This is a genomic window from Rhizobium sp. WCS2018Hpa-16 (assembly GCF_031843705.1).
GTDB classification, from domain to species: Bacteria; Pseudomonadota; Alphaproteobacteria; order Rhizobiales; family Rhizobiaceae; genus Agrobacterium; species Agrobacterium tumefaciens_C.
This window is the reverse complement of sequence record NZ_JAVTIX010000002.1, coordinates 992,069-1,018,181: the sequence shown is the minus strand read 5'-3', so window position 1 is coordinate 1,018,181 and position 26,113 is coordinate 992,069. Positions and strand designations below refer to the sequence as shown.

At 56.3% G+C, this 26,113-nt stretch carries 24 protein-coding genes; 15 read left to right on the top strand and 9 right to left on the bottom strand.

Annotated features, from left to right (window positions below):
* Nucleotides 1-2,208 (bottom strand): molybdopterin-dependent oxidoreductase, encoded by a 2,208-nt coding sequence (locus tag RQI55_RS11020; RefSeq protein ID WP_243256286.1) that lies wholly within the window; start codon nt 2,206-2,208, stop codon nt 1-3.
* A 17-nt stretch (nt 2,209-2,225) separates the two neighbouring features.
* On the opposite strand from RQI55_RS11020, the gene RQI55_RS11015 reads away from it, so the two are divergent.
* Nucleotides 2,226-3,071, top strand: a complete 846-nt coding sequence (locus RQI55_RS11015; protein WP_243256287.1) for a 23S rRNA (adenine(2030)-N(6))-methyltransferase RlmJ — start codon at nt 2,226-2,228, stop codon at nt 3,069-3,071.
* On the opposite strand, the gene RQI55_RS11010 is transcribed toward RQI55_RS11015, so the two are convergent.
* The gene (locus RQI55_RS11010) at nt 3,072-4,028 is read right to left on the bottom strand and encodes a lysylphosphatidylglycerol synthase domain-containing protein (protein ID WP_243256288.1); all 957 of its coding nucleotides are present in this window, start codon (nt 4,026-4,028) and stop codon (nt 3,072-3,074) included.
* 208 nt (nt 4,029-4,236) lie between these two features.
* Between RQI55_RS11010 and RQI55_RS11005 the strand changes: the two genes are divergently transcribed.
* Both RQI55_RS11005 and RQI55_RS11000 read left to right on the top strand, forming a co-directional pair.
* Complete coding sequence (locus RQI55_RS11005) at nt 4,237-4,965, top strand: ribonuclease T2 family protein (RefSeq protein ID WP_243256976.1); 729 nt, start codon at nt 4,237-4,239, stop codon at nt 4,963-4,965.
* Between the two features lie 21 nt (nt 4,966-4,986).
* Nucleotides 4,987-5,583: a glutathione S-transferase gene (locus RQI55_RS11000; protein ID WP_243256289.1), complete on the top strand. Its 597-nt coding sequence runs from the start codon at nt 4,987-4,989 to the stop codon at nt 5,581-5,583.
* A gap of 60 nt (nt 5,584-5,643) precedes the next feature.
* Here RQI55_RS11000 and RQI55_RS10995 read toward each other — a convergent pair whose 3' ends face one another.
* Nucleotides 5,644-6,303 (bottom strand): outer membrane protein, encoded by a 660-nt coding sequence (locus tag RQI55_RS10995; RefSeq protein WP_042618574.1) that lies wholly within the window; start codon nt 6,301-6,303, stop codon nt 5,644-5,646.
* 368 nt (nt 6,304-6,671) lie between these two features.
* Between RQI55_RS10995 and RQI55_RS10990 the strand changes: the two genes are divergently transcribed.
* The 5 genes from RQI55_RS10990 to RQI55_RS10970 all read left to right on the top strand — a co-directional run bounded on the left by RQI55_RS10990 (nt 6,672) and on the right by RQI55_RS10970 (nt 10,889).
* Nucleotides 6,672-7,439, top strand: coding sequence for an SDR family oxidoreductase (locus RQI55_RS10990; protein ID WP_279290402.1), 768 nt, complete (start codon nt 6,672-6,674; stop codon nt 7,437-7,439).
* On the top strand, nt 7,436-9,478 hold the full coding sequence (gene uvrC, locus RQI55_RS10985; RefSeq protein ID WP_243256290.1) for an excinuclease ABC subunit UvrC: 2,043 nt from the start codon (nt 7,436-7,438) through the stop codon (nt 9,476-9,478). The genes RQI55_RS10990 and uvrC overlap by 4 nt, the downstream gene beginning before the upstream one ends.
* Nucleotides 9,479-9,580: 102 nt before the next feature.
* A complete protein-coding gene (pgsA, locus tag RQI55_RS10980) occupies nt 9,581-10,168 on the top strand; it encodes a CDP-diacylglycerol--glycerol-3-phosphate 3-phosphatidyltransferase (protein ID WP_042618577.1) in 588 nt (195 codons plus the stop codon).
* A complete protein-coding gene (gene moaD / locus RQI55_RS10975) occupies nt 10,168-10,422 on the top strand; it encodes a molybdopterin converting factor subunit 1 (protein WP_243256291.1) in 255 nt (84 codons plus the stop codon). Before pgsA ends, moaD begins: the two co-directional genes overlap by 1 nt.
* Before the next feature lie 2 nt (nt 10,423-10,424).
* Nucleotides 10,425-10,889 carry a molybdenum cofactor biosynthesis protein MoaE gene (locus tag RQI55_RS10970; protein WP_243256292.1) on the top strand — a complete coding sequence of 155 codons (465 nt, stop codon included), beginning with the start codon at nt 10,425-10,427 and terminating at the stop codon, nt 10,887-10,889.
* An 18-nt stretch (nt 10,890-10,907) separates the two neighbouring features.
* On the opposite strand, the gene RQI55_RS10965 is transcribed toward RQI55_RS10970, so the two are convergent.
* The 3 genes from RQI55_RS10965 to RQI55_RS10955 all read right to left on the bottom strand — a co-directional run bounded on the left by RQI55_RS10965 (nt 10,908) and on the right by RQI55_RS10955 (nt 12,896).
* Nucleotides 10,908-11,501 carry a class I SAM-dependent methyltransferase gene (locus tag RQI55_RS10965; protein WP_311272572.1) on the bottom strand — a complete coding sequence of 198 codons (594 nt, stop codon included), beginning with the start codon at nt 11,499-11,501 and terminating at the stop codon, nt 10,908-10,910.
* A gap of 179 nt (nt 11,502-11,680) precedes the next feature.
* Nucleotides 11,681-12,103 (bottom strand): nucleoside-diphosphate kinase, encoded by a 423-nt coding sequence (gene ndk / locus RQI55_RS10960; RefSeq protein ID WP_042618581.1) that lies wholly within the window; start codon nt 12,101-12,103, stop codon nt 11,681-11,683.
* A gap of 100 nt (nt 12,104-12,203) precedes the next feature.
* Nucleotides 12,204-12,896, bottom strand: a complete 693-nt coding sequence (locus RQI55_RS10955) for a glutathione S-transferase family protein (RefSeq protein ID WP_243256294.1) — start codon at nt 12,894-12,896, stop codon at nt 12,204-12,206.
* Nucleotides 12,897-13,113: 217 nt separating this feature from the next.
* Here RQI55_RS10955 and RQI55_RS10950 point away from each other — a divergent pair, with 217 nt between their 5' ends.
* From RQI55_RS10950 to RQI55_RS10935, 4 genes are all read left to right on the top strand, one after another.
* On the top strand, nt 13,114-14,154 hold the full coding sequence (locus RQI55_RS10950) for a GGDEF domain-containing protein (RefSeq protein ID WP_243256295.1): 1,041 nt from the start codon (nt 13,114-13,116) through the stop codon (nt 14,152-14,154).
* A gap of 64 nt (nt 14,155-14,218) precedes the next feature.
* Nucleotides 14,219-16,102 carry an ABC-F family ATP-binding cassette domain-containing protein gene (locus tag RQI55_RS10945; RefSeq protein WP_042618584.1) on the top strand — a complete coding sequence of 628 codons (1,884 nt, stop codon included), beginning with the start codon at nt 14,219-14,221 and terminating at the stop codon, nt 16,100-16,102.
* 122 nt (nt 16,103-16,224) lie between these two features.
* The gene (locus tag RQI55_RS10940; protein ID WP_243256296.1) at nt 16,225-17,067 is read left to right on the top strand and encodes a polysaccharide deacetylase family protein; all 843 of its coding nucleotides are present in this window, start codon (nt 16,225-16,227) and stop codon (nt 17,065-17,067) included.
* Between the two features lie 94 nt (nt 17,068-17,161).
* Complete coding sequence (locus tag RQI55_RS10935; protein WP_192063775.1) at nt 17,162-18,088, top strand: Gfo/Idh/MocA family protein; 927 nt, start codon at nt 17,162-17,164, stop codon at nt 18,086-18,088.
* A 19-nt stretch (nt 18,089-18,107) separates the two neighbouring features.
* Here the strand turns inward: RQI55_RS10935 and RQI55_RS10930 are convergent, their stop codons facing one another.
* From RQI55_RS10930 to RQI55_RS10920, 3 genes are read right to left on the bottom strand one after another with little or no spacing between them, the layout of a single operon-like run.
* Nucleotides 18,108-19,136, bottom strand: coding sequence for a diguanylate cyclase (locus RQI55_RS10930; RefSeq protein WP_243256297.1), 1,029 nt, complete (start codon nt 19,134-19,136; stop codon nt 18,108-18,110).
* Between the two features lie 32 nt (nt 19,137-19,168).
* Nucleotides 19,169-19,618, bottom strand: coding sequence for a DNA polymerase III subunit chi (locus RQI55_RS10925; protein ID WP_243256298.1), 450 nt, complete (start codon nt 19,616-19,618; stop codon nt 19,169-19,171).
* Nucleotides 19,619-19,650: 32 nt separating this feature from the next.
* The gene (locus RQI55_RS10920; RefSeq protein WP_311272548.1) at nt 19,651-21,141 is read right to left on the bottom strand and encodes a leucyl aminopeptidase; all 1,491 of its coding nucleotides are present in this window, start codon (nt 21,139-21,141) and stop codon (nt 19,651-19,653) included.
* A 274-nt stretch (nt 21,142-21,415) separates the two neighbouring features.
* Between RQI55_RS10920 and RQI55_RS10915 the strand changes: the two genes are divergently transcribed.
* Genes RQI55_RS10915 through RQI55_RS10905 form a run of 3 tightly spaced genes read left to right on the top strand, consistent with a single transcriptional unit; the run spans nt 21,416 to nt 26,045 of the window.
* Entirely contained in the window at nt 21,416-22,585 is a 1,170-nt protein-coding gene (locus tag RQI55_RS10915) for an LptF/LptG family permease (protein ID WP_311272547.1), read from the top strand.
* Nucleotides 22,582-23,670 carry an LPS export ABC transporter permease LptG gene (gene lptG, locus RQI55_RS10910; protein ID WP_192063770.1) on the top strand — a complete coding sequence of 363 codons (1,089 nt, stop codon included), beginning with the start codon at nt 22,582-22,584 and terminating at the stop codon, nt 23,668-23,670. Before RQI55_RS10915 ends, lptG begins: the two co-directional genes overlap by 4 nt.
* A complete protein-coding gene (locus RQI55_RS10905; RefSeq protein ID WP_311272546.1) occupies nt 23,670-26,045 on the top strand; it encodes an LPS-assembly protein LptD in 2,376 nt (791 codons plus the stop codon). The genes lptG and RQI55_RS10905 overlap by 1 nt, the downstream gene beginning before the upstream one ends.
* The last annotated feature ends 68 nt before the right edge of the window (nt 26,046-26,113 follow it).

Here is a 26,113-nt window from a genome sequence, read left to right as displayed (position 1 = left end):
TTATTCCTGCGAAAATGTCTTTAACCAAACCTTGTTGTCGTGGAAGGCCGCGCCACCGTAAGGTGCCGCCGCGTCTGCGCCTGTCAGCACATTGATGCCCTCGCCATCCAGATGCGCCTTGTTGGGCCACAGGCCCTCCGCAATCAGCACACCCGCCTTCGCGCCCTCGACGATCCGCGCATGAATGCGGACCTGTCCACGGCCATTGCCGATCTCTACGACATCACCATCCGCCACGCCGAACCTGATGGCATCGGTGGGACAGATCATCAGCTCGGGGCGACCCTCTTTCTGCACTGATGTTTTCGTCTCGGCAAAAGTCGAGTTCAGGAAGTTGCGGGCGGGTGACGTCGCCAGCCGGAACGGATGCTCGGCATCCACCACTTCAATGATATCCACCTGATCGGGAAACTTCGGTAGCTCAGCGACCGGACCCATGACCGGCACATTGTGTGGTGGCTTGTTAGGCGACGGGCCGCTGTGCCAGTCCGGGCTGAACCGGAATTTGCCATCGGCATATCCGAAGCCTTCCAGATAATGGGCAACCTCGAAGGCAGGCTGGGCATCGATCCATTTTTCGTCGGCAAGGCTATCGAAATCGCCCCAACCGCCCGGCTGCAAAATGCGGTCGATATGTTCGCGCTCGCTCATGCCGAAGCCGGGCATATCGCCGACGCCCAGCCGCTTGGCCAGTTCTTCGATGACGAACAGGTTGGTGCGAACCGTATCAGGCGGCTCCACGAGTTTCGGCCCGAGCAGAATGTGGTTCTGGCCGCCGGCGCGGTAGATATCGTCATGCTCGAGGAACATGGTCGCAGGCAGCACGATATCGGCCACCTCAGCCGTCTCGGTCACGAACTGCTCATGCACCGCTACGAACAGATCGTCCCGCAGGAAGCCCTGACGCACCAGCCGCTGCTCAGGACAGACATTCACAGGATTGGTGTTCTGGATCAGCAATGCCGTCACCGGCCCACCGTAGCGAAGCGCCTCAGCGTTGCCAGTCAGCACGCGGCCGATCTGTGACTGATCGAGTTGGCGCACATTGGGATCGGCATAGGCCGTGCCCATCAGCTCCGACTTATCCAGCCGGAAGATATCGCCATTGTTGTGAAACGCGCCGCCGCCCTCATATTGCCAGGAGCCGAGAACGGTGGAAATCGAGAGCGCCGCATGCATGGCGACCACGCCGTTGCGCTGCCGGGCAAAGCCGTATCCAAGGCGGAAGAAACTCTTCTTATTGGTTCCGACGAGGCTAGCGAAGGTTTCGATTTCTTCGACAGTGAGGCCGGTGATCTCCGCTGCCCATTGTGGCGTCTTCGAAACAAGATGCGCCTCGAGACCGGCAGGATCATCGGCAAACTTCGCCATATAGGCGCGGTCGGCATAGCCATCACGAAAGGCGATGTGCATGACGGCGCAGGCCAGCGCGGCGTCAGTGCCGGGCCGCACGATCAGCTTTAGGTCGGCCTGTTTCATGGTGGGGTTATCGTAGATATCGACGACGACAATCTTTGCGCCGCGTTCCTTGCGGGCCTTGATCGCATGGGTCATGACATTGACCTGCGTCGCCACCGCATTGGTGCCCCAGATAACCACGACATCGGCTTTGCCCATCTCACGCGGGTCCGGCCCGCGCAGCGCACCGGTGCCCATGACATATCCCGTCCAGGCCATGTTGGTGCAGATGGAGCCGAAGAAGCCGGAGTATTTCTTGGCGTGGCGCAGGCGCTCTATGCTGTCGCGCTGCACCTGCCCCATGGTGCCGGCATAGAAATAGGGCCAGATGGCCTCTGCCCCGTGCTTTGCTTCTGCCTTGACGAAAGCATCAGCAATTTCGTCCAACGCCGCATCCCAGCCGATCTCCTGCCAATCGCCCGCGCCTTTTGCACCCTTGCGGCGCTTAGGCGTCAACAACCGGCCCGGATGGTAGATCCGCTCCGAATACCGCGCCACCTTGGCGCAGATGACGCCAGCGGTGTATGTATTGGCATTGGCACCGCGCACGCGGCCAATCCGGCCATCGGCGTTGATATCCACCTCCAGCGCGCAGGCGCTTGGGCAGTCATGGGGACAGACGGTATGGCCGATGCTGACAGCACCAGTCACGGCTTTCGTGGAAATCGGGGTCGCATCATTCATGACTTTTGTATATTGCAAAGGCAATGCGGCCAAAAGGCCCAAGTGACGACCATCAAGATTATTCATAAAAGGCATCGGCGCGCATGAACTATCGGCACATATACCACGCAGGCAATTTCGCCGATGTTCTCAAACATGCGGTCATGGCGCGGCTCGTGCGCTACCTGCAGAACAAGGACAAGGCATTTCGTGTGCTGGATACCCATGCGGGCATCGGCCTTTACGACCTGTCTTCGGTTGAGGCGCAAAAGACCGGGGAATGGCAGACCGGCATCGGCAAATTGCTGGAAGCAGACCTGCCGCCAGCGGTGGCGGAGCTGTTGGAGCCATATCTCACAGCCGTGAGAGAGCTCAACCCTGAAGGCGGGCTTCAGTTCTATCCCGGCTCGCCAAAGCTTGCGCGCATGCTGTTTCGCCCGCAGGACCGCTTGTCTGCCATGGAACTGCATCCTGAAGATTTTCGCGCCTTGTCGCGGCTGTTCGAAGGCGATTACCAATCGCGTGTGACCGAGCTGGATGGCTGGCTGTCGCTGGGCGCGCATCTGCCACCGAAGGAAAAGCGCGGGCTTGTGCTGGTCGATCCTGCATTCGAAAAAGAGAATGAATATGAGCGGTTAGCGGAAGGCTTTCACAAGGCTTATCGCCGGTTTTCAACCGGCACGTATTGCCTGTGGTATCCGCTGAAAAAGAGCGCACCGATCAAGGATTTCCACGAACAGCTTCAGTCCTACGATATCCCGAAGATGCTTTGCGCCGAGCTTTCGGTGCGCAGCGACCGTGTGGAAGGGTTGAGTGGCTCCGGCCTTATCATCGTCAATCCTCCCTTCACTTTGAAGGAAGAGTTGCACACTATGCTGCCAGTGCTGAGGGCAACCATGGCGCAGGATCGTTATGCCTCGCACCGCGCGTTCTGGCTGCGCGGCGAATAGTTATTTAAGCTCTGTCTCTCGCTCTTCCCGCTCTGCCGCTGCCAGTTGTGACCTCTCGAAAAAGAGGATGATGAACAGGCCGATCACGAAGGGAATGATAAGGTAGAACAGGCGAAACACAAGCAGCGCCGCAATCACATCTGCCGGGTTCATATCCGGCAGACCGGTGACGAACACCAGTTCCAGAACGCCAAGACCGCCGGGCGCATGGGAAATCAGGGCTGCGGAAAACGATATCAGGAAAATACCCAGAACTACCATGAAGCCGGGATTTCCAGCCTCCGGCAGGGCGAAATAGATGATGCCTGCGGCGCCAAGAAGTTCGATGGGGCCAATGACGAGTTGCTGTATGACCAGATGCGGAGCCGGATAAAACAGCGTGAATGAGCCGATTTTCAGCGGCCGTAGCTTCAAGAGGCTGCCGAGCAGGTAAAGCCCCGCAATACCCAGCAGAAGGACGCCCGTTGTGGCCGATGCCTCGACCGGGAGAACACCGACAAAACGTTCTGTGATTTCAGGTTCATACACCAGAATAAAGCCCATCAGCATGATGGTGCCGATGGCAAAGGTGAAGGAACAGAGAGCGACGAGGACGCCGATTTCCGAAACGCTCAGCCCTTTTGACGTATAGGCCCGGTAGCGAACGACAGCACCTGAAAACACCGACGCGCCGACATTATGCGAAAGCGCATAGGTGGTGAACGATGTCAGCGTTATGAAAGTCCAGCCGACTTTGCGTTTGAGATGCTGAAGCGCAATCCGGTCATATCCCGCCAGTGCCGAATAGGCCACCAGCGTGCACAGGCCCGACATGAGCCAATGATGGGGATCGATAGCAGCCAGACTGCCCCAGACATCATCAAGCGAGAGATGGCGCAACTCCTTATAGAGAAGCCATACGGAGAATCCGATCGTCGCCACGCCCACCAGGGGCCAGATGTATTTTTTCAATTTCATACGGACATGCCTGGATTCACTCCCCACCCGACAGTTTGGCCTTTTGCCGGATTCGCTGAGCTTATTCTTTATGCAAGCCCCGTTTCAACCATCACTATCATGGATGGTTGATTTTTCGGTCGCCTGTTTGCCACAGGGTTGGGATGGTATAAAAGCCGATAGCGATCAAGTCTTCGTCATCATGGCTCTGGGGCATCAAGTGAACCCGATAAAACAATATGCTGGCATCATTGCCATGGGTGTCCTTGCTCTGGCAGCAGCGGGGTGGTCGATATTCTATCCGCACGGAACGGAAACTGCGCGCGAACCTACAACGACCGCAGCCACCGCAGCATCCCCGCGCCAGACTTTGCAGCCGCCCGTTGGTTCGGGATTTGACTTCTATGTCCTGTCCTTGTCGTGGTCTCCAGCATTCTGCGCCAGTGATGCGGGCAAGAACAGCAGGCAGCAATGCGGAAGCGATCGCAAATATGGCTTCGTGGTGCACGGTCTGTGGCCTCAGAACGAAACCGGCTATCCCGAATTTTGCGGCGAGGACAAGAAAGAGCGCGTGCCGCAAGAGCTAGGGCGCGGCATGTTCGACATCATGCCATCCATGGGCCTCATCGGCCATCAATGGCGCAAGCATGGATCATGCAGCGGTCTTTCGCAGAAAGATTATTTCGACACTATTCGCGCCGCGCACCAGCGCGTGACCGTGCCGCAAGACCTGTCATCGGGCAACAGCAGCAAGACACTCTCCGCAGATGCCGTGGAGACCGCCTTCACTGGGGCCAATCCCGGCATGGTGAAACAGGGTGTCGCCATAAGCTGCGAAGGGCCGATTCTCGAAGAAGTTCGCATCTGCATGAACAAGGATCTCAGCTTTCGCACCTGCCCGGAGGTAGACCGCAGGGGCTGCCGATCAAACACCACCGAAATCATCCCCATCCGCTAAAACCTTAAAGGTAGACCAAACATGGAACTCCTCTATTCGCCGGCATCCCCCTACTCTGCCAAAGTCCGAATGGCGTCACGCTATCTCGACATCGGCATCACCGACATCAAAGTCGACACTAGCGCAGAACCATCCACATTGCTGGACAACAATCCGCTGGGCAAAATACCGGTTCTGCTGCTGGATGATGGCGGATCGATCTATGACAGCGTTGCCATCATGCATTATCTGGACCGAGTGTCTGGCGGAAAACTCTATCCGAAGAAGCATGACAAGCGCACGGAAGCGGAAGTGCTGGAAGCTTTGTGCGACGGCATCATGGATTGCCTGATTGCGATCGTATACGAGCGGCGCTCACGCCCGGAAAACCTTGTACACCAGCCCTGGATCGACAAGCAGTGGTCGAAGGTCGTCAGAGGTCTTGATTACCTGAATGCAAACCTGCCCAAGACAGGAAAGAAGCTGCATGGCGGCCACTTCGCGCTGGCAGCAACGATTGGATATCTGGATCTGCGCTTTGCTGGCGAGTGGGCTGCTGGTCGCAAGACATTGGCCGACTGGCCCGAAAAGTTCGGCAAACGCTTCACTGCCTATGCCGAAATGAAAGCTCCGGCCTGAAGCCCATAAACGAAAAAAGCCGGGGCGAACCCCGGCTTTCAACACTCAATCCGGATGGGATTAGAACTTTACGCCGATACCAGCCTTAACGCTGTGATCGTCGAAGCCGCGAGATACGCTACCGGTATCCAGCGAGAAGTCCTTGTCCTGGTAGTCGCTGTAGCGGTATTCAACGCGAGCAGTGATGTTGTTGGTAACCATGGCTTCAACACCGGCACCGACTGTGTAACCGAGCGCTGTTGCGTTGTCGCTGGATGTGGAATTGCTGACCTTGTTGTCAGAAATTGCCAGACCACCTGTACCGTAGAGCAGGAACGGGTTCATGTCATAACCAACGCGTGCGCGCAGCGATCCGTTTACGCCCTGCTTGCCACGAAGTGCTTCGCCTGCACCGCCGGTGCCAGCAGAACCCTTCTCGTCGCCAAGGTTTACGTCTGCTTCAGCACCGTAAACAATCTGGCCGCTCTGCATGTTGTAACCGCCGTAGAGACCGCCACCGAAGCCGTCGGCATCACGATCACCGCCGTTACCTGTGAAACGACCCCAGTCGTAATTGCCGGTCGCACCGAGGTAAGCGCCGGACCAGTTGCTAATCGGAGCTGGCTGCTCGTAGGCAACAGGTGCCTGCGGCACTTCGTTCACCGCGTCGGCTGCCTTCGCTGCCGAAAACGCCGCAGCTGCCATAGTGGTGGCCAGTAGTGTTGCAACGATAGTACGCATGCTATTCTCCTTCTATACCCGCGGGGTGCTCAAACACATATTCCCAAAACGCGGTGTAAAACAGTTTGTTCCCTTGCCCGACTGATGATCAAAATGATGGGTGAATGAGGAGATCACACAGCCAAAATGTGAATTGATTGGGGCACCGGCGTGACGGAAATGGGACGTTGCTAAAATGACACAAAAATCTATTAAGGATAACGAGTGGTTAACTTAAAAAATCATCATTTTACATGTATTTAAATCAAATTACTTCGGACGTAACGTGAAGGCATAAATCTGTATAATCAGCGCATTCGCTGTTCAAAACTCGATGTTTCGACTTATATTCGCATGTAGAACACACAGCAGCAGGGCGTGAATCAGCTTTGAACGAGACTATACCAAAGACGGTCCTTATTACCGGTGCCGCACGCCGCATGGGGCGCGCAATAGCAGAGTATCTTGCTTCACAGGGGTTCGCGGTGGGCATCCATGCCCGTTCCTCACTGGATGAAGCCGAGGCCTTCGCTAACACAATAAGGCAAAATGGTGGTCGTGCTGCTGTTGTGCAGGCAGACCTTGAAAATTCCGCCTCGACGGAAACATTGATGGACTCAGCTCGATCAGCGCTCGGACCTATCGGAATTCTGGTCAACAACGCCTCGGTTTTTCAGCACGATTCCGCAGATGAATTCGACAGCGCCGCTTTCGATTCCCATTTCGCCGTCCACGTTCGGGCACCATCGATCCTCGGAGCCGCGCTTGTTCGGCAATTGCCTGACGACATGTCGGGCCTGATCGTCAACATCATAGACCAGCGGGTTCTGGCGCTCACACCGCGCTTCTACTCCTACACGCTCTCGAAATCCGCCATGTGGACCGCCACGAAAACCATGGCACAGAGCTTTGCCCCACGCGTGCGGGTCAATGCCATCGGGCCCGGCCCATCGTTTAAAAGTGAAAGACAGGAGCCTGAGGACTTTCAGGCTCAGATCGACGCCCTTATATTAAAGCGTGGGCCGCAGCCGGATGAGTTCGGTCGCACCATTCGCTTTCTATATGACTCCCCGTCGATCACCGGCCAGATGATCGCGCTCGACGGGGGCCAGCACCTAGGCTGGGAAACCCCTGACGTGGCGGAGATACCTGAATGAACGGAAAGAAGCTGCCCGATGGCGGCGTTCTCTTCGATGATAATGACGACGATGAAGATGACGTAGCCTCGGCCACCAGTGAAGTGGTGTCGGAATACGCGCCTGCATCCATGGACTGGAATGCGGGATGGAAAAACGAGTCCGGCCTCAAGGGCATGGATCTCATCGGCGAATTCGTCAAACACCTACCCAACAATCCCGGCGTCTACCGCATGTTCAACGATGCGGGCGATGTTCTCTATGTCGGCAAGGCGCGCTCCTTGAAAAAGCGCGTCAGCAATTACGCGCAGGGCCGCTTCCACTCTAACCGCATCGGCCAGATGGTGCGGCTGACCACGCATATGGAATTCGTGACGACGCGCACGGAAATCGAAGCGCTGTTGCTGGAAGCCAACCTGATCAAGCGATTACGTCCGCGCTACAATGTTCTGCTGCGCGACGACAAGTCCTTTCCCTATATTCTCATCACAGCCGATAACCGCGCACCGGCCATTTTCAAGCATCGTGGTGCCCGCGCCCGCAAGGGCGATTATTTCGGGCCTTTCGCATCGGCGGGCGCGGTCGGCAGAACCATCAATTCCCTGCAACGCGCCTTCCTCATCCGCACCTGTACGGACAGCGTTTTTGAAAGCCGCACACGCCCATGTCTTCTGCACCAGATCAAGCGCTGTTCCGCACCCTGCACGCATGAGATCAGTGACGAGGGCTATGCGGAACTGGTGAAGGAGGCGAAGGACTTCCTTTCCGGCAAGAGCCAGAGCGTGAAGGCAACCATCGCATCCCAGATGAACGAGGCCTCGGACGATCTCGATTTCGAGCGGGCCGCGGTCTACCGCGACCGGCTTGCGGCGCTGTCGCATGTGCAGAGCCATCAGGGCATCAATCCGGCGGGCATCGACGAGGCGGACGTTTTCGGCATTCACCATGAAGGTGGCGTGTCCTGCATTCAGGTGTTCTTTTTCCGCACCGGTCAGAACTGGGGCAACCGTGCCTATTTCCCCAAAGCCGACCCCTCCCTTCCCGGATCCGAAATCCTGAGCGCCTTTCTGGCGCAGTTTTACGATGACAAGCCGGTGCCGAGGCAAATCCTGCTGTCGGAGGCGGTCGAAGAGCAGGAGTTGCTCTCTGCCGCCCTTGCGGAAAAAGCGAACCACAAGGTCACCATCTCCGTGCCACAGCGCGGAGAGAAGAAGGATGTGGTCGATCACGTTTTAGGAAACGCCCGGGAGGCCCATGGGCGCAAGCTTGCCGAGACATCGTCACAGGCCCGATTGCTGAAAGGCTTCGCGGAAACCTTCGCCCTGCCCTATGTGCCTCGACGCATCGAAATTTACGATAACTCGCATATGATGGGCACCAATGCCGTGGGCGGCATGGTGGTTGCGGGGCCGGATGGCTTTACCAAAAGCCACTATCGAAAGTTCAACATCAAATCGACCGACATCACCCCCGGCGACGACTTCGGCATGATGCGCGAAGTGATGACGCGCCGCTTTTCGCGGCTGCTGAAGGAAGAGGGCAGACCGGACCGCACCCAGGTCACAGCGCCGGAAGACGCCGCTGACGCGCCCTTCCCCGCATGGCCGGATGTTATTCTCATCGATGGTGGACAGGGACAGATGACCGCTGTGCGCACCATTCTGGATGAACTCGGCATCCGCGATTGCGTGACCGCTATCGGCGTGGCGAAGGGCGTTGACCGTGATGCGGGCCGCGAACGGTTCTTTACCGATACGCGCAGTGATTTTTCACTGCCGCCGCGTGATCCAGTGCTGTATTTCGTTCAGCGCATGCGGGACGAAGCTCACCGTTTCGCCATCGGCTCGCACCGCGCCCGGCGCAAGAAAGAGCTGGTCAAGAACCCGCTGGATGAGATCGGCGGCATCGGCCCCGGTCGCAAACGCGCCCTTTTGCAGCATTTCGGCACTGCAAAGGCAGTATCGCGGGCGGCACTAAGCGATCTGATGGCGGTTGGGGGAATTTCTGAAACGGTAGCGCGACAGGTTTACAATCACTTCCACGAGAGTGGCCGAGACTAAGTGCATGGTTTTGAGCGGTACCCGCAAAAAAACATAATAGGGTGTTGACGCTTGCTGCTTAGGGCTGCATCAACGCTGTATCTCGAATGACAGGTTCCCCCCATGGCTTCGCGCGCATACAACATCCCCAATCTCCTGACCTATGGCCGCATTCTGGCGGTTCCGGTGATCGTTCTGTGTTTCTTCATAGAGGGGAAGCTTGAAAGTTCGGATTTTGCCCGATGGACGGCGTTGTGGCTTTTCATCATCGCCTCGCTCACCGACTTTCTGGATGGTTATCTGGCGCGCATCTGGAACCAGACATCGAATATCGGACGCATGCTGGACCCAATTGCGGATAAACTGCTGATTGCATCCGTACTGCTCTTGCTGGCGGCGGATGGAACAATTGCTGGCTGGTCGCTCTGGGCTGCTATCACGATATTGTGCCGCGAAATTCTGGTCTCTGGCCTGCGCGAATATCTGGCGGCGTTGAAGGTCTCCGTACCGGTCACGCAGATCGCAAAGTGGAAGACCACGATCCAGATGGTCTCAATCGCATTCCTCCTTGCGGGCCCGGCAGGCGACAAGGTTCTGCCTTACACGACTGAAATCGGCATTACCCTGCTTTGGGTCGCAGCCGCGCTGACCATCTACACCGGCTATGATTATTTCAGGGCTGGTATCAAGCACATCGTGGATGCAGATTAATGGTTCACATTGTCTATTTTGCCTGGGTACGCGAGAGAATCGGCAAATCCGAGGATGATCTCGATCTTCCTGCCAGCGTGAAGACAGCGGGCGACCTGATCCAACATCTGGTGACACTGGGCGAAGAATATGAAGCCGCCTTTGAATTTCCGGATGTAATCCGCATCGCGGTCAATCAGGAACATATCGAGCATGATGAGAGCATAGCAGGCGCGCGCGAAATCGGTATCTTCCCGCCGATGACAGGTGGCTAGCCATGACGGTCGAGCCGACCATTCGTGTGCAGCAACAGGATTTCGATGCGTCCGCTGAAGCTCGGCTGTTATCGCAGGGCGACAGAAACATCGGGGCCGTCGTGACCTTCACGGGACTTTGCCGCGATGATGGCGGCACGCTATCAGCCCTTGAGCTTGAGCATTATCCCGGCATGGCGGAAGCCGAAATGCTGCGCATTGCCAAGCTTGCCATCGAGCGCTTCGAACTTCTGGGCCTCACGGCCATCCATCGTTACGGCCGGATCGAGACCGGCGACAATATCGTTCTCGTCATCGCAGCCTCCCGCCACCGGCAGGCAGCCTTCGATGGCGCGAACTTCGTGATGGACTATTTGAAGACCGCCGCCCCCTTCTGGAAGAAGGAGCATGGCAAAGACGGCACCGCAGGCGACTGGGTATCAGCCAAGGATACCGATGACGCAGCAAAGGATAAATGGCGCCAGTAATCCAGCACCTCTAAGACGCTAATATCTGACAGCGGTAACATGCAGCCAGTCCGTCGGCATCTTATCATACCCGCTACCGGCTTCGGCTTTGATATCGATCTCACGCCACTCAAGGGCGCCATAGACATTGGTCAACCAGTCTTGCGATGGATAATTGTAGTACCGGTCAAGCTGGTCTCGGCCTTCGGATCGCCCAGTCTTGAAGCTGGCATAGAACACTCCGCCCGGTTTCATCGCCCTGTGTATCAAGCTCAATATGCTCGGTAATTCCGCCTTGGGCACATGCAAAAGAGACGCATTGGCCCATACACCATCATAGGCCGCCGTTTCATCCAGATCGCTGAACAACAGAGTATCGACTGGAATGTTCAGGCGCTGTGATGCCGCTTTTGCCATTTCTGGCGTGCCGTCTGTCGGTCGAACGTTAAATCCCTGGGCAATCATAAATTCGCTGTCTTGCCCCGCCCCGCACCCCAGTTCGATAATAGCGGACTTGGGTGGCAAACGTTTAAGGAAAGCCTCAAGATGCGCACTGTGTGGCTGCCCTCTTGAGGTATAGGCCTCGGATTCCTGCGCGTAAAAGCGAAGAGTTGTCTGGTCCAAAGTCAATATCGCTCCCCCTGTCTACTGACCAAAATCCAATTGCTTTCAACCCTACATGGTTTTGAACAAACAAAAAGCTCGCGCATCTCGATCCCTTTAAAGATCATAAATACGCGGGCTTTTTCGTTTCAGTTCAATCGCTTAAGGCAATCGCCTTAGAGACTGATTCCGATACCTGGCAGATTGATTCAGCCGACGATTTCGGTTTCTGCGAACCAGTAAGCGATTTCCTGAGCTGCTGTTTCAGGAGCGTCAGAACCGTGCACGGAGTTTTCACCGATGGACAGAGCGAACTGCTTACGGATCGTGCCTTCGTCAGCGTTTGCTGGGTTGGTCGCGCCCATGATTTCGCGGTTCTTGAGGATTGCGTTTTCGCCTTCCAGAACCTGAACGATGGTTGGGCCGGATGTCATGCCTTCAACCAGTTCACCGAAGAAAGGACGCTCTTTGTGAACAGCGTAGAAGCCTTCTGCTTCCCGCTTGCTCATCCATACGCGCTTGGACGCGATGATGCGCAGACCGTTGTCTTCGAATACCTTGGTGATGGCACCAGTCAGGTTACGCTTGGTTGCGTCCGGCTTGATCATCGAAAAAGTGCGTTCAATCGCCATATCTCTATTCCTTATTCTTGGAGAAAGTGGGCGGTGTTTACCCGCCTGATGGGCCGAAAACAAGGGGTATGGCGGGATTTGCCCACGTCTCCATCACATTTCACGCCGCTGTCACACTTCTTCCGCGCGCGCCGTGCAGATCAAGGCAACGTTCGAACCAGTCGCGGACTGCATCGTTCTTTCCGAACAGGTCCACGCCAGATGTGACACGCACCCATTGGAGCGCACCGAAAACAATATAATCGGCAAACAGCGCGGTATCTCCACCCAGGAATGGTTGTGATGCCAGCATCCGACGAATAGGCGCCAGCTTCTCCGGGAAGACTGCGATTTCGGCGTCGCGATCCGAGATCACCTCTTCCAAGGTTTTCCCCAAAGCTTTGGTGCGGGTTTCACGGAAATATGCGCGGTCCGCCTCATCCAGCATGTCGTGAATATCGAGAACGGCAATCTTGACGATGGCCGGGTGCAATTGCGTTTGCGACCAGCTTTCGACGAAACGTGACAGGGCCTTGCCGCCCTCACCGTTAAACAGCGATGGCGCGTTTGGGTATGCCTCATCCAGATAGACTGCGATCTCGAAACTATCTTTCACCAACTCATCGCCATCGCGAAGAATGGGCACCGTTTTGGAAAAGCCGTTTTCCACGCCCGGTATTGCAGTGAAGGCCAATGGCCTTTCCTCGAAATCCAGCCCCTTATGGGCCAGAGACATGACAGCTTTCCAACAATGTGGAGAAAACGGGCGGGCGTCGTCACTGCCGCAGAGCGAGTACAGGGTTCTGGAAGTCATCGCAGGTCCTTCTCATGAAGTTTCGTCGCCATCAAATCACTGAAGGGGATCATGATCAAATGACTAGATGTCATGGAACCCATCACGCGCGAAAATATGCATTCATCAGCAATGATGCCTGCCATTTATGGTATTTTAAAGCGTCGCGAACAATAGAATGCTTAGAGAGCAACGTGCCGCGCCAATCGGCAGTTCATATTCATGGAGATGCGGGGGCATGGCTTCACAAACCGTCAGCACGATCAGGGACACATCCAAAGGCAGCCTTGTTGTGACGAAGGTGACGCAGTTCATCTCGAAAATGAACCTTGCGCCCCTGCCGCGCAATTACGAACTATTCTTTGAGGTGCTGAGCGGGCACAATGCAGCCATGGGCCAGGATGTGCTGGCGCTGGGCAATGCGCCACAGCAGCATGACATCGACATGATAGGCCAGAAACACAATCTGCCCAGCTTTTCGCGCCTTGCGGCGTCGGAGGCGGCATCGGAAGCGGCGATCATGATCGCCCAGATCGCGGCGAGGCTCACGGCCGCTCTGGAACGCTCCGATGCCCTTTTAACAAATCTAACCGACCGACCGCGGGAGCATGTCACGCCGGAATATCTGGCCGAGCTGCTTCTCGACGTTCATCACGAACAGGCAAGTCTGCACAATTTCGTGCGACAGGGTCTGGAAAAAATCATCGATCAGGAAGAGCGCAGCACGCAGCTTAGGGCAGCGTCACTCAAAGACGCCCTGACAGCATTGCCCAACCGTCCAGCCTTTCTGGGCAAGCTCGCAGACCTTTTCCAGGCAGAAACCAACACATCCGTCTGCCTCGCACTCGTGAATATCGATCATTTCAGGGACATCAACGAGAAATACGGCACTGTTGCTGGCAACAAGGCCTTGCGGCGGCTGGCCGCTCTGTTTCGCAAATCGATCAAGAAAGACGATTTCGCAGCGCGGATCGAAGGCAATGAGTTTGCCTTCCTGTTTTCTGGCGTGTCACAAAACACGGCTCTCAGCATCGCCGAACGCCTGCGCCACACGGTGGAAAATCTTCGTTTCGCTACCAGGGAAGGCGATGGCGAACGCCTCACGGTGTCCATCGGGGTGGCCGCTTCGGAGGGCACGATCAGCGCGGCGGAACTGTACGGAAATGCCGAGCTGGCACTTCTGGCAGCTCGCAGCGGAGCTCGAAACTGCGTTGTTCCCTACAGCCGCGAAGTGGCTCAACGCTCCCGCAACAGTTACCTGCTACAGATCGGCGGATAAAAGCGGTTGATACTGTGGCTTTCGCGCTCTTGCGTTCGGAGTTGAGTTCGGCCAAAACGGCGGCATGATTACCATTTCAGACGTTTCCGCCCGTATTGCCGGGCGCTTGCTCCTCGACCACGCCAGCGTTTCGCTGCCCACTGGCACCAAGGCCGGCCTCGTTGGCCGCAATGGTGCGGGTAAATCCACGCTGTTCCGCGTCATTACCGGCGATCTGGGGGCAGAGACAGGCTCTGTCTTCATTCCCAAGAATGCGCGCCTCGGACAGGTGGCTCAGGAAGCCCCCGCAACGGAAGAAAGCCTGATCGACATCGTGCTGGCTGCCGACAAGGAGCGTGCTGCACTGATGCTGGAAGCGGAAACCGCAACAGATCCGGGCCGCATCGCAGATATCCAGATGCGCCTTGTCGATATCGATGCGCATTCTGCCGAAGCGCGTGCATCCAGCATTCTGGCCGGTCTGGGTTTTGATCAGGAAGCCCAGCTTCGCCCCGCCTCGTCCTTCTCAGGCGGTTGGCGCATGCGCGTGGCGCTGGCCTCGGTTCTGTTCGCCGAGCCTGACCTTCTGCTTCTCGATGAGCCCACCAACTATCTCGACCTTGAAGGCACGCTGTGGCTGGAAGATTACATCCGCCGCTATCCCTACACTGTCATCATCATCAGCCATGACCGCGACCTGTTGAACAATGCCGTCAACGCCATCGTGCATCTGGACCAGAAGAAGCTGACCTTCTATCGCGGCGGCTATGACCAGTTCGAGCGCCAGAAGGCTGAAGCTGACGAGTTGCAGACCAAAGCCAAGGTCAAGAACGATGCCGCCCGCAAGCATTTGCAGAGCTTCATCGATCGCTTCAAAGCCAAAGCCTCCAAGGCAAAACAGGCCCAGAGCCGCGTGAAGGCGCTGGAGCGTATGGGAACCGTCTCATCCGTCATCGAGGATCACGTCCAGCCGATCACCTTCCCCGAGCCGGAAAAGCAGCCCGCCTCACCTATTGTTGCCATCAATGGCGGCGCGGTGGGTTATGAGCCGGGAAAACCAATTCTCAAGGGCTTGAACCTGCGCATCGACAATGATGACCGTATCGCGTTGCTGGGTTCCAACGGTAACGGTAAGTCCACCTTCGCCAAGTTCATCTCTGGCCGTCTCGCGCCTGACAGCGGCGACTTGCGCCTCGCACCAGCCCTGAAGATCGGCTTTTTTGCTCAGCACCAGCTGGACGATCTCGTGCCGGAAGAAAACCCGGTCGAGCATGTGCGCAAGCTGATGCCGCAGGCACCGGAAGCCAAGGTTCGTGCACGCGTGGCGCAGATGGGGCTGGCAACGGAAAAAATGGCGACACCCGCCAAGGATCTGTCGGGTGGCGAAAAGGCACGCCTTCTGATGGGCCTTGCGGCATTTCACGCGCCGAACCTGCTCATTCTCGATGAGCCGACCAACCACCTTGATATCGACAGCCGCCGCGCACTGATCGAGGCGCTCAATGACTATAATGGTGCCGTCATCCTAATCTCGCACGATCGCCACCTGATCGAAGCCACCGTCGACCGCCTCTGGCTCGTCAACAATGGCACGGTCACTACGTTCGAAGGCGATATGGATGAGTATCGGGACCTGATCGTCTCTTCGGGTAAAAAAAAAGACGAAAAAATTGAAGTCGTCTTAGACGGCGCTTCAAAAGCCGAACAGCGCAAGGCGAACGCTGAAAAGCGCGCCTCACTGGCTCCGCTGAAGAAAAAGATCAACGATATCGAATCCTTGACGGCAAAGCTTGAGAAACTGATTCAAGCTCTTGATAAGGAACTTGGCGACCCGAGCCTTTACGAAAAGGCGCCTGCCAAGGCGGCGTTGAAAGTGAAGGAACGGGGCGAAGCTGCCAGCAAACTCGCGGACGCGGAAGAGCAGTGGTTGATGCTCTCAAGCGAATATGAAGAAGCAATGGCTGGATAATCGGCTCTTAGATGCTGTCGTTCATCGGCGTTATTCTAAGACTGCCCGTAAGTAACCAGTCATTAACCATAATCATGGAAACCATGCTGTAACACCTCAGTGATTCCAGCCTCGAGTTTTTCATGTCATTTCAAACCGTACTGGCCAATATTGCACTGGCCACATGCCTTGTTGCCTGCGCGGGAAAGCCGCCGGTTGATGGCTCCATGAAAACGTCCTTTGCGGCATCTGCGCCGGTGGGCTCATCACTCAAGGCAGATGATCCGGTTGCTCTGTCTCCCGTGGCGTGGATGCGTCCGCGAAACCCAGCCGGGCTTGCAGGACGTGATATTTACGTTTCCTCCGCTGACGATATCGCCCTTGCCAACAAGGAGGTTGTGCTGAGCTTCGATGATGGCCCGGTGCCCGGAAAAACCGAGAGCATTTTGGCAACTCTGGAGGAGTTCGGCGTCAAGGCCACCTTCCTCATGGTGGGAGAAATGGCGCAGGCTCACCCTGACATTGCCAAAAAGGTCATTGCTGACGGCCACAGCGTTGGTAGCCACACTTATAGCCACCCCAATTTGCGCGCCCTGTCTTTTGATCGCGCACTAGCGGAAGTCTCCCGTGGTGCCAGCGCGGTTTCAAAGGCGACGGATAACGGCGCGTCATTCTTCCGCTTCCCATATCTGGCGGACAATGGCCGTCTGCGCCATATGGTCTCGGACCGTGGCATGGTCATCATGGATGTGCAGATCGATTCGAAGGATTATTTCAAGGATGCGCCCGCCGTCGTCGCATCGCGCACCATGGCAGCGCTTCGCCATCGCGGCAGCGGCATCATATTGATGCACGATATTCACAGACGCACAGCCGCCATGTTGCCGGCGCTGCTGACCCAGTTAAGGGCAGAGGGCTACAAGGTCGTGCATCTTGTCTACAAGAAAAACAGCCATAAGCCGATGGTTGTCGCCTCTTTGAACTGATGGTCATCTCGGAGCCTTGCCGACTCCGATGTTTCTGATAGAACTGCATAAAGTACTATTTTTCGAGTGAAACATTCAAACGGGTTTTTCTTTCATGTCAGCCACCAAACTTGCCATCGTCGGCGTCGGCAAAATCGTTCGCGATCAACACCTTCCAGCCATTGCCGCCAATCCGGATTTTGATCTGGTCGCCACTGCCAGCCGTCATGGTACGGTTGAAGGTGTGCCGTCCTATGGCACTATCGAGGCTCTGCTGGAAGCAGTTCCAGATGTGCAGGCCGTGTCTCTGTGCATGCCGCCGCAATATCGTTACACCGCTGCCTATGCCGCGCTCAACGCTGGCAAGCATGTGTTTCTGGAAAAGCCACCGGGCGCTACCCTGTCTGAAGTGCAGGATCTTTCACGACTGGCTGATGCCAAGGGCGTTTCGCTGTTTGCAAGCTGGCACTCGCGCTATGCGCCTGCTGTAGAAGCCGCCAAAAGCTTCCTTTCCTCCACGAAAATCAACAGCGTGCACGTCATCTGGAAGGAAGACGTTCGCCACTGGCATCCTAATCAGGAATGGATCTGGCAGGCGGGTGGCCTCGGCGTTTTTGATCCTGGCATCAATGCCTTGTCGATCATCACCCACATTCTGCCGCGTGCACTCTTCATTACCAAAGCGACGCTCGAATTCCCGGAAAACCGTGACGCGCCAATCGCTGCGGACATACGCTTTTCCGACGTGACACAGATGCCGGTTCACGCCGAGTTTGACTGGCGTCAGACGGGCAAGCAGAGCTGGGATATCGTAGCGGAAACCGAAGCGGGCCAGATGGTTCTGTCCGAAGGTGGTGCGAAGCTCTCGATCAACGGCGAGCAGACAATGGCCGCGCCGGAGCGCGAGTATCCTGCCCTCTACGAACGCTTCGCGGAGATCATCAAGTCTGGCACATCGGATGTGGATCTTGCACCGCTCATGCACGTCGCCGATGCGTTCCTGCTCGGCCGCCACAAGTTCGTGGATTCGTTCTTCGACTAAGCGAAGACGTCGATTCACATTATGACTGGGCGCGGCTGATGAATCGGTTGCGCCCTTCTTTTTTGGCCTGATAAAGCGCCTCATCCACGCGCCGCAAGAGCGCTACCCTGTCATTGCCCGCCTGCGGGGCCATCGCACCACCGATGCTCAGATTGGCAACAACGCTTCTGCCGTTGATGACAAAAGGCTCGCGGAATGCATTCAGCAGCCGCTCAGCAATTTTCTCCAGTGTTTCCGGTGCCTGCGGGCGTGGCAGGAAGACGGCGAACTCATCGCCTCCCATGCGCACAACCGTGTCCTGTGAGCGCACGCAGCGCCTGATACGCGCAGCAGATTCCTGCAGCACAGCATCACCCGCATCGTGGCCATGCTCATCATTGATGGATTTGAAACCATCCATATCCAGATATAGCGCGCCAAATGTTCCGTTGTCCCGCAATACCTCGCTCATCTGTTCATCGACAACCAGCTCCAAGGCATTACGGTTAAAGAAGCCTGTCAGCGGATCTGTCATGGCTGCATTCCGCAACTCGCGTTGTGCAAGGCTCATGGTGAAATTAGCCCGCTGCAATCGAAGCAGCGCACCGGCAATCGTCGCAAACCGTTTCAGATTGGCCTGCTCATCCGCGCTGAACTGGCGCGGTTTCGGATCGGTAACGCAAAACGAACCGACCACCAGCCCCGACTCCAGCTCGATGGGCGCTCCGGCGTAGAAACGGATGTGCGGAGTTTCGACAACATAGGGCATGGACTGCCATTCCTGTTCTGCAGAAAGATCGGGAATGACGACCAATTCATTGGTCAAAACGACCACGTTGCAGGTGGTGATATCCCGCGCGCATTCACTGACCTCTTCGCCAGACTGGTGAACAATATGCAGCCAGTTATCATCGAGAATGTGAACCGCTGCACGCGAGGTGCCAAACATTTCCCTCGCCAGCCTTGAAAGCGATTTCAGCTCCTGCGCAGCACCGGACAGAGGCAATATTTCGCGCACGGCCATGAGCCGCGCGGCATCCTGGTCCGAAGGTGGTGTTGTTTTCGCCATGGAAGTATCCTCCTCGCGATGCCTGATCAGCTTCAAGCCTTCTTCTGCCAGCGACCTTCCGGTGATTGCTGCCAATAGGTCAATGTATGCCCTTCGCCTTTAAGTTTTTTCCACTGGGCGCGAGCACCTTCCAGTTGAGCCGCATCATAGCCATCGAACATAAACACGATGCGGTCATAGACATCCAGCGCCGGAGGGTCTGCACCATCGACGATGAAACGGACATTGGCCGCATTGGCATTATCAGACGTTGCCGTCAGCAAGATCGGCTGATCGGCGGCCTTGTCTGACGCGTCGGTGGCATGGGGCGTGAAACTGTCATCCCGAAATGTCCAAAGGTGCACGTCGAGCGCATCACGGCGCTCCACAGCAGCAGTCTGGACCGCGACCTTCCAGCCGCGCTCCAGAGACTTTTCAAGAAGGGGCGGCAGAGCATCTTCCAGCTTCGATTCCGTCAAATGGTAAAACAGTATCTCTGTCATCAAAACGCCCGTAGCCACTTCCTCATCAACATTCAATCCTCATAATGCGCGCGAACAAGCTCATTGAGGAGACGAACGCCGTAACCGGAGCCCCATGACTGGTTGATCTCAGTGAGTGGCGAGCCCATGGCTGTTCCTGCAATATCCAGATGTGCCCAGGGCGTCTCACCCACGAAACGCTTGAGGAACTGCGCGGCGGTAACCGATCCGGCCAGACGGCCAGAGCTGTTCTTCATATCCGCAAACTTCGAATCGATGATCTTGTCGTAATCCTTGCCCAGCGGCATGCGCCATAGCCGCTCCTGCGTGGTATCGCCAGCTTTGGTCAGCCGCTCTGCAAGCTCATCGTCATTTGAGAACAGGCCAGCCTGAAGATTGCCGAGTGCGACAGTGATAGCGCCGGTCAAGGTGGCCAGGTTGATCATGAACTTCGGCTTGAAGCGATCATTGGTGTACCAAAGCGCATCCGCCAGAACGAGGCGACCTTCCGCATCCGTGTTGATGATCTCGATGGTCTGGCCAGACATCGACGTAACGATATCACCCGGACGCTGCGCGTTGCCATCAGGCATGTTTTCCACAAGGCCGATAACGCCGATGACATTGGCCTTTGCCTTGCGAGCAGCCAGCGTGTGCATCAGGCCAGTAACAGCCGCCGCGCCGCCCATGTCGCCCTTCATGTCTTCCATTCCGGCGCCGGGTTTCAGGGAGATACCGCCGGTATCAAACACCACGCCCTTGCCGACAAAGGCAATCGGCTCATCTTTCTTGGAGCCACCTTTCCACTGCATGATGGCCAGGCGTGGCGGCCGCACGGACCCTTGAGCGACACCCAGAAGCGCGCCCATGCCAAGCTTCTTCATTTCCTTTTCGCCAAGGATTTCAACCTCAACGCCGAGTTTCTTCAACTCTTCTGCTTTTTCGGCAAACTCCACGGGTCCCAGAACATTCGGGGGAAGGTTTACGAGATCGCGCGCGAGGATGACGCCCTCAGCCTCCGCCTCAGCCGTTTCGAACGCGGCTTTCGCCTGCGCGTGGGCGGCTGTTACAATCGTCACCTCCACGCTTTTCGGCGTCTTTTCATCGTCGGACTTCTTTTTTGTCTTGTAGGTATCGAAGCTGTAGGCCCGCAGCATCAAACCGAGCGCAAAATCAGCCGCCGCCTTGCCATCGACCTCAACGCCGAACGCATCGAGAAAGATGACCACTTTTTCGGCTTTCTTGAAGTTGGCAGCCGCTGTTCCACCGGCACGCAACCAGTCATGCGCCGTGAGTTTCGCGGCTTTGCCGAGACCGATCACAACGATTCTGTCGGCTTCGGAACCCTGAGGCGCCAACACATCCAGAACGCTCATGGATTTGGCGGCAAAACCGGCAACTTTGACCGCTTTCTCAAGCACACCGGCAGGGTCTACTTGCACCTGGCCGGCTGGCGCGTTGTCACCGGATACCTGCAAAAGAAATGCACTGGCACCTTCGAGAGTGGCGGAATTGGCAAAGGATATATCAAATTTAGCGGACATGTTCTCGCTCATCATCGTATTTCAGGATGCGACCGATCATGGCCTTTTCCCAGCCCGGCGCAACCCTGCCATCGTATCTGTCAGTGTCAATTTTGTGAATCAGTGGAAGGACATGGCGAAAAACCCTCATCAAGAAAAAGACACAGAGGTCATAAAAATGATCTTACAAATGAGATTTGTGAGCCGGGCGGAATAGCCATCCGCAATTGTTGCGGCTAGATAGGAGCCGTTCCCGCGGGGGGAACAGGCATGAAGACACCTCATCAGGGACCGAATGACGCTTCTTGAACGATACATATTGCGACGTGCGACGCAGATGTTTCTGGTCGCGCTGCTGCCTGTTCTGGCGATTATCTGGACGATTCAGGTTCTTCAGCGAATCAATCTCGTCACGGATACCGGCCAGTCCATGGGTTCGTTCGCCACCCTGGCGACCATGCTGCTGCCGACGCTGATCCCCGTTGTTCTGCCATTTGCGCTCGTCATTGCCATCACGCAGACGCTGACCGCGATGAACACGGATTCGGAGCTGGCGATCATCGATGCAGCCGGTGCACCGCGCTCGATCATCGTTCGGCCCATCCTCATCCTAGGTGCGGTTCTGAGCCTTGTCTCATTCGGCATTACCAACTTCGCAGAGCCGCCTGCCCGCACCGCTGCGCGCCAAATGGTGGCCGCAGCCTATGCCGACCTTCTGTCCTCCGTCATCGAGGAAAAGACCTTCCGCACCATTCAGGACGGCCTCTATGTCCAGATCGGCGAACGGCAGGGCCGTATTCTGCGCGGGCTGTTCGTGGCGGACAGGCGCGATCCAAATTACGACCTGATCTATTATGCCAAGGAAGGTATGATCGATGAGGGCGGTACGTCGCTGACAATGCGCGATGGCGAAGTCCAGCAGAAGACGCCAGATGGCAAGGTATCCGTCGTCAAGTTCCTGTCCTACGCATTCGATCTCTCCACTATGTCTGAGAAGGCCGACGCCGAGCCTTCGATCTCATCGAGCGATGCGAGCCTCGCCTTTCTTTTGTCCCCGGATGAGACCGTAGACAGCTACAAGAAGTCGCCCGGTGGCTTCCGCTCAGAACTGCATCGTCGTTTGGCGGATTGGCTGTTTCCCTTTGTTTTCGCCTTGATTTCGCTGGTCGTCGCTGGTGATGCGCGCTCCCACCGCGAAGCACGGCTGCATCCGATGGTGGCTGCGCTCATCACAGCCTTCATGCTGCGCTGGCTTGGTTTCTACGTCACCAATCAGGTGAAGCAGAGCGCCGCGTTCATTCCGCTTGTATACGCTGTTCCTGTCGTCAGCGGCACAATCGCTGCCTTCCTCTTGCTGACCGGCAAGAAGCTCCATTTGCCAAAGGCATTTGGCAACGCGATCCAGAACATTCAGAAGCGGTTCTCGCCGTCCAGGGCAGCAGGCACCGGAGGTAACGGCGCATGATGTTTGGCACCCTCGCCCGCTATTTCCTCAAGCGCTATGCCATGACGACGTTCTGGTTCCTGCTTGGCGTATCCTCGATTATCTTTCTTGCCGATTTCAGCGAGACAGCCCGACGCATGTCCGGTCTGCCGGGATATTCCGTCCCAGCGGCCCTTGGTCTGACTGCGCTACGGCTTCCGCTTATTCTTCAGCAGACGGTGCCGTTCATTGCCCTGTTCGTTGGCATGACGACGCTGATCTCGCTCAACCGTCGATATGAGCTGGTTGTCACACGGGCTGCCGGAATTTCTGCATGGCAGTTCATTCTGCCGTTTGTCGGCGGCGCTGTGCTGCTTGGCATTCTATCAGTGACGGTTCTCAATCCCATCGCTGCATGGGGCGAAAGCAAGTCGCTGGCAGTTGAGTCGGGTTGGCGCAATGAAGGCGATGCAGGCCGTCAGCAGCAGACCCTTCCCTGGCTGCGCCAGAGCAGCGGTGGCCAAGACACGATCATTGGCGCCAAGAGCTTTGAAGATAACGGAACACTTCTGAAGGATGTGGTGCTCGTACACCTCGATCAAGACGGCAATATTCTTTTTCGGCAGGACGCAATGTCTGCGAAGTTGGAAGATGGTTACTGGCTTCTTAACGACGTGGCCGAGATCCGCCCCGGTCATGTGCCGACCCGGCAAGCGACCGCAAGAATCAGTACCAATCTGAGACAGGAATTCGTTCAGGAGCGCCTGACGCAGCCTGAAACTGTTGCTTTTTTTGATCTTTCTCACAAAATCGAGGTAGCGCAGTCTTTCGGGATTTCTTCGAAGGCGCTGGAGACACAGTACCACTTCCTGTTGTCCATGCCTTTTCTTCTCGTGGCGATGACGTTCATTGCCGCGACTGTTTCATTAAAGTTCAGCCGTTTTGCACAGTCTCGCTCAGTGATTCTGGGTGGAATCGTTTCCGGCTTCGTGCTTTATGTAGTAACCGTGCTCGTAAGGGCATTCGGGAGTAGCGGTGTCGTTCCTCCCTTCGTTGCGGTCTGGGTTCCAGTCGTCGTAGCGTTGGCATTGGGGGCGACAATTCTGCTTCATCAGGAGGACGGCTAGTGGCGGCATTTGACCGCGGGAATATCAGACGGCTTACAACAGCCCTTCTGACTGGTGCTGCTGTGTGCGCATACGTGGCGACTTCCTCAAGCTCATTTGCTGAGGACGGAGTCATTGTTGGCGATCCACAAGACCAATCAAAACTCCTGCTAACAGCAAACGAACTGACCTATAATAAAGATGCAGAACGCGTCATCGCGACCGGTGGCGTGCGCCTGCATTACACTGGCTACCGCATGGTGGCCCAGCGCGTCGAATACGATCAGGGAACTGGTCGCGTGCTGGCACGTGGCAATATCGAATTGATCGAGCCGGGCGGCAACCGCATCTATGCGGATGAGCTTGATGTAACCGACGATTTCGGCCAGGGCTTCGTCAACGCGCTGCGTGTGGAAACGACTGACAATACCCGCATCGCCGGTGAAAGCGCTGAGCGTCTTTCGCAAGACGTCATGGTCCTGAATAACGGCGTTTACACCGCATGCCTTCCCTGCTCTGAGCGGCCTGACAAGGCGCCTTTGTGGCAGGTCAAGGCTGAACGCGTCATTCAGGACGGCAAGACGCACACTGTGCGGCTGGAAAAAGCTCGTTTTGAGCTCTTCGGCAAATCCATTGCCTATCTTCCGTTCATCACGGTCCCGGACAACACCGTCAAGCGTAAGTCGGGCTTCCTGTTCCCGCGCATGAGCGTGACGGATAATCTCGGCTTCGGCATCGGCGTTCCTTATTATCAGGTCCTGTCCGATTCAGCTGACGTCACCGTCACCCCGACCTATTACACCTCGCAAGGTTTGTTGCTGGAAGGTGAATTGCGTCAGCGGTTCGAGATGGGAACGCACACGGTGCGTGCCGCTGGTATCAACCAGATGAATCCTCAGGATTTTGACGTCAACACCAGCGACTCGTTGAACGATACGCGTGCGATGATTGCGTCCAAGGGTGAGTTCACGATCAATCCACGCTGGACTTTCGGTTGGGATGCCATGGTGCAGACCGACAATAACTTCTCGCGAACCTACGGTTTGAAGGATTACAAGAACTCCGTTCAGACCAACAAGATCTACCTCTCCGGCCTTGGGGAGCGTAACAGCTTTGACGTGAACGCCTATTATTTCAACGTTCAGGACACCGATGATTCGGAGGCCAAGGAACGCCAGCAGGCTATCGTTCACCCGGCTCTCGACTACCGGTACTTCTTCCCGGATCCGGTCTATGGTGGCGAACTTTCGTTGACGACGAACTTCACCAGCATAACCCGCCAAAGCCAGGATGCGTATAATCTGGGGTCATCATCCCGCTTCAACGGGCTGGAAGGGTCTTACACCCGTTTCACCACCGAAGCTGAATGGAAGCGCACCTATACATTTGATAGCGGCCTTTTGCTGACCCCTCTGGTCGCAGCCCGTGGAGATGCGCTGTGGACCGATATGGCGACGAACAGCTTCGGCGTAGGCGTGCCATCCTATGATGGCACGATCAATGATGACGCATCGTTCCGCGGTATGGCGACATTCGGCCTCGAAGCCCGCTATCCCGTTCTCTTCACTGCTCTGCACAGCAACCACGTAATCGAGCCGATTGCGCAGATCTTCGTGCGGCCTAACGAATCCTACGCCGGTGAACTTCCAAACGAAGACAGCCAGGCCTTTGTATTCGATGCGACCAATCTTTTCGAGCGTGACAAGTTCTCGGGCTTTGACCGTATCGAAGGTGGCACACGCGCCAATCTTGGTGTCCGCTACAACGGCACCTTTGACAATGGCTATGGCATTCGCGGAATTGCTGGCCAGTCGTTCCATCTCGGCGGCACCAACTCGTTCGCATCCAATGACCTCGTGAATGCCGGCGCGGACTCTGGTCTCGAAACGGATCGTTCCGACTATGTCGCCATGGCCGCGATCGATGCTCCCATCGGCTTGTCGCTCTCGTCTAGCTTCCGCTTTGACAAGGACAACTTCGACGTCAATCGCTCCGAGACGGCTGTCGCCTATACGGATAATCGTATTTCGGGCAAAGTCAGCTACACTCAGGTCAAGGCACAGCCTGAATATGGTTATGACCGCAAGCGCGACATCATCCAGACATCTGGCAAGCTGCGTCTTGACGATAACTGGGCCTTGTTCGGCGCTATCAACTACGATTTGAATAACAAGTTCTCCAGCGAACGACGCATCGGTATTCTCTATCAGGATGAATGCACGATCTTCACCGTCAGCTATTCGGACGAAGGCAGTATCAATTCGGTTCGCGAATCCGCCAATGACTGGTCAGTCAATGCGCGTCTGGCCTTCAGAACGCTGGGTGATATCAGTGTTGGCTCTGCAGGCACGGATTGGGATGACGCCGACATCGGCTGGAAGCCAAACAATTTCTGATGACGGTTGCGGCGGAGTGAAAGCTCCGCCGTTGCTTATTTTGGCAGATGTGATTGACGACCGGGCCT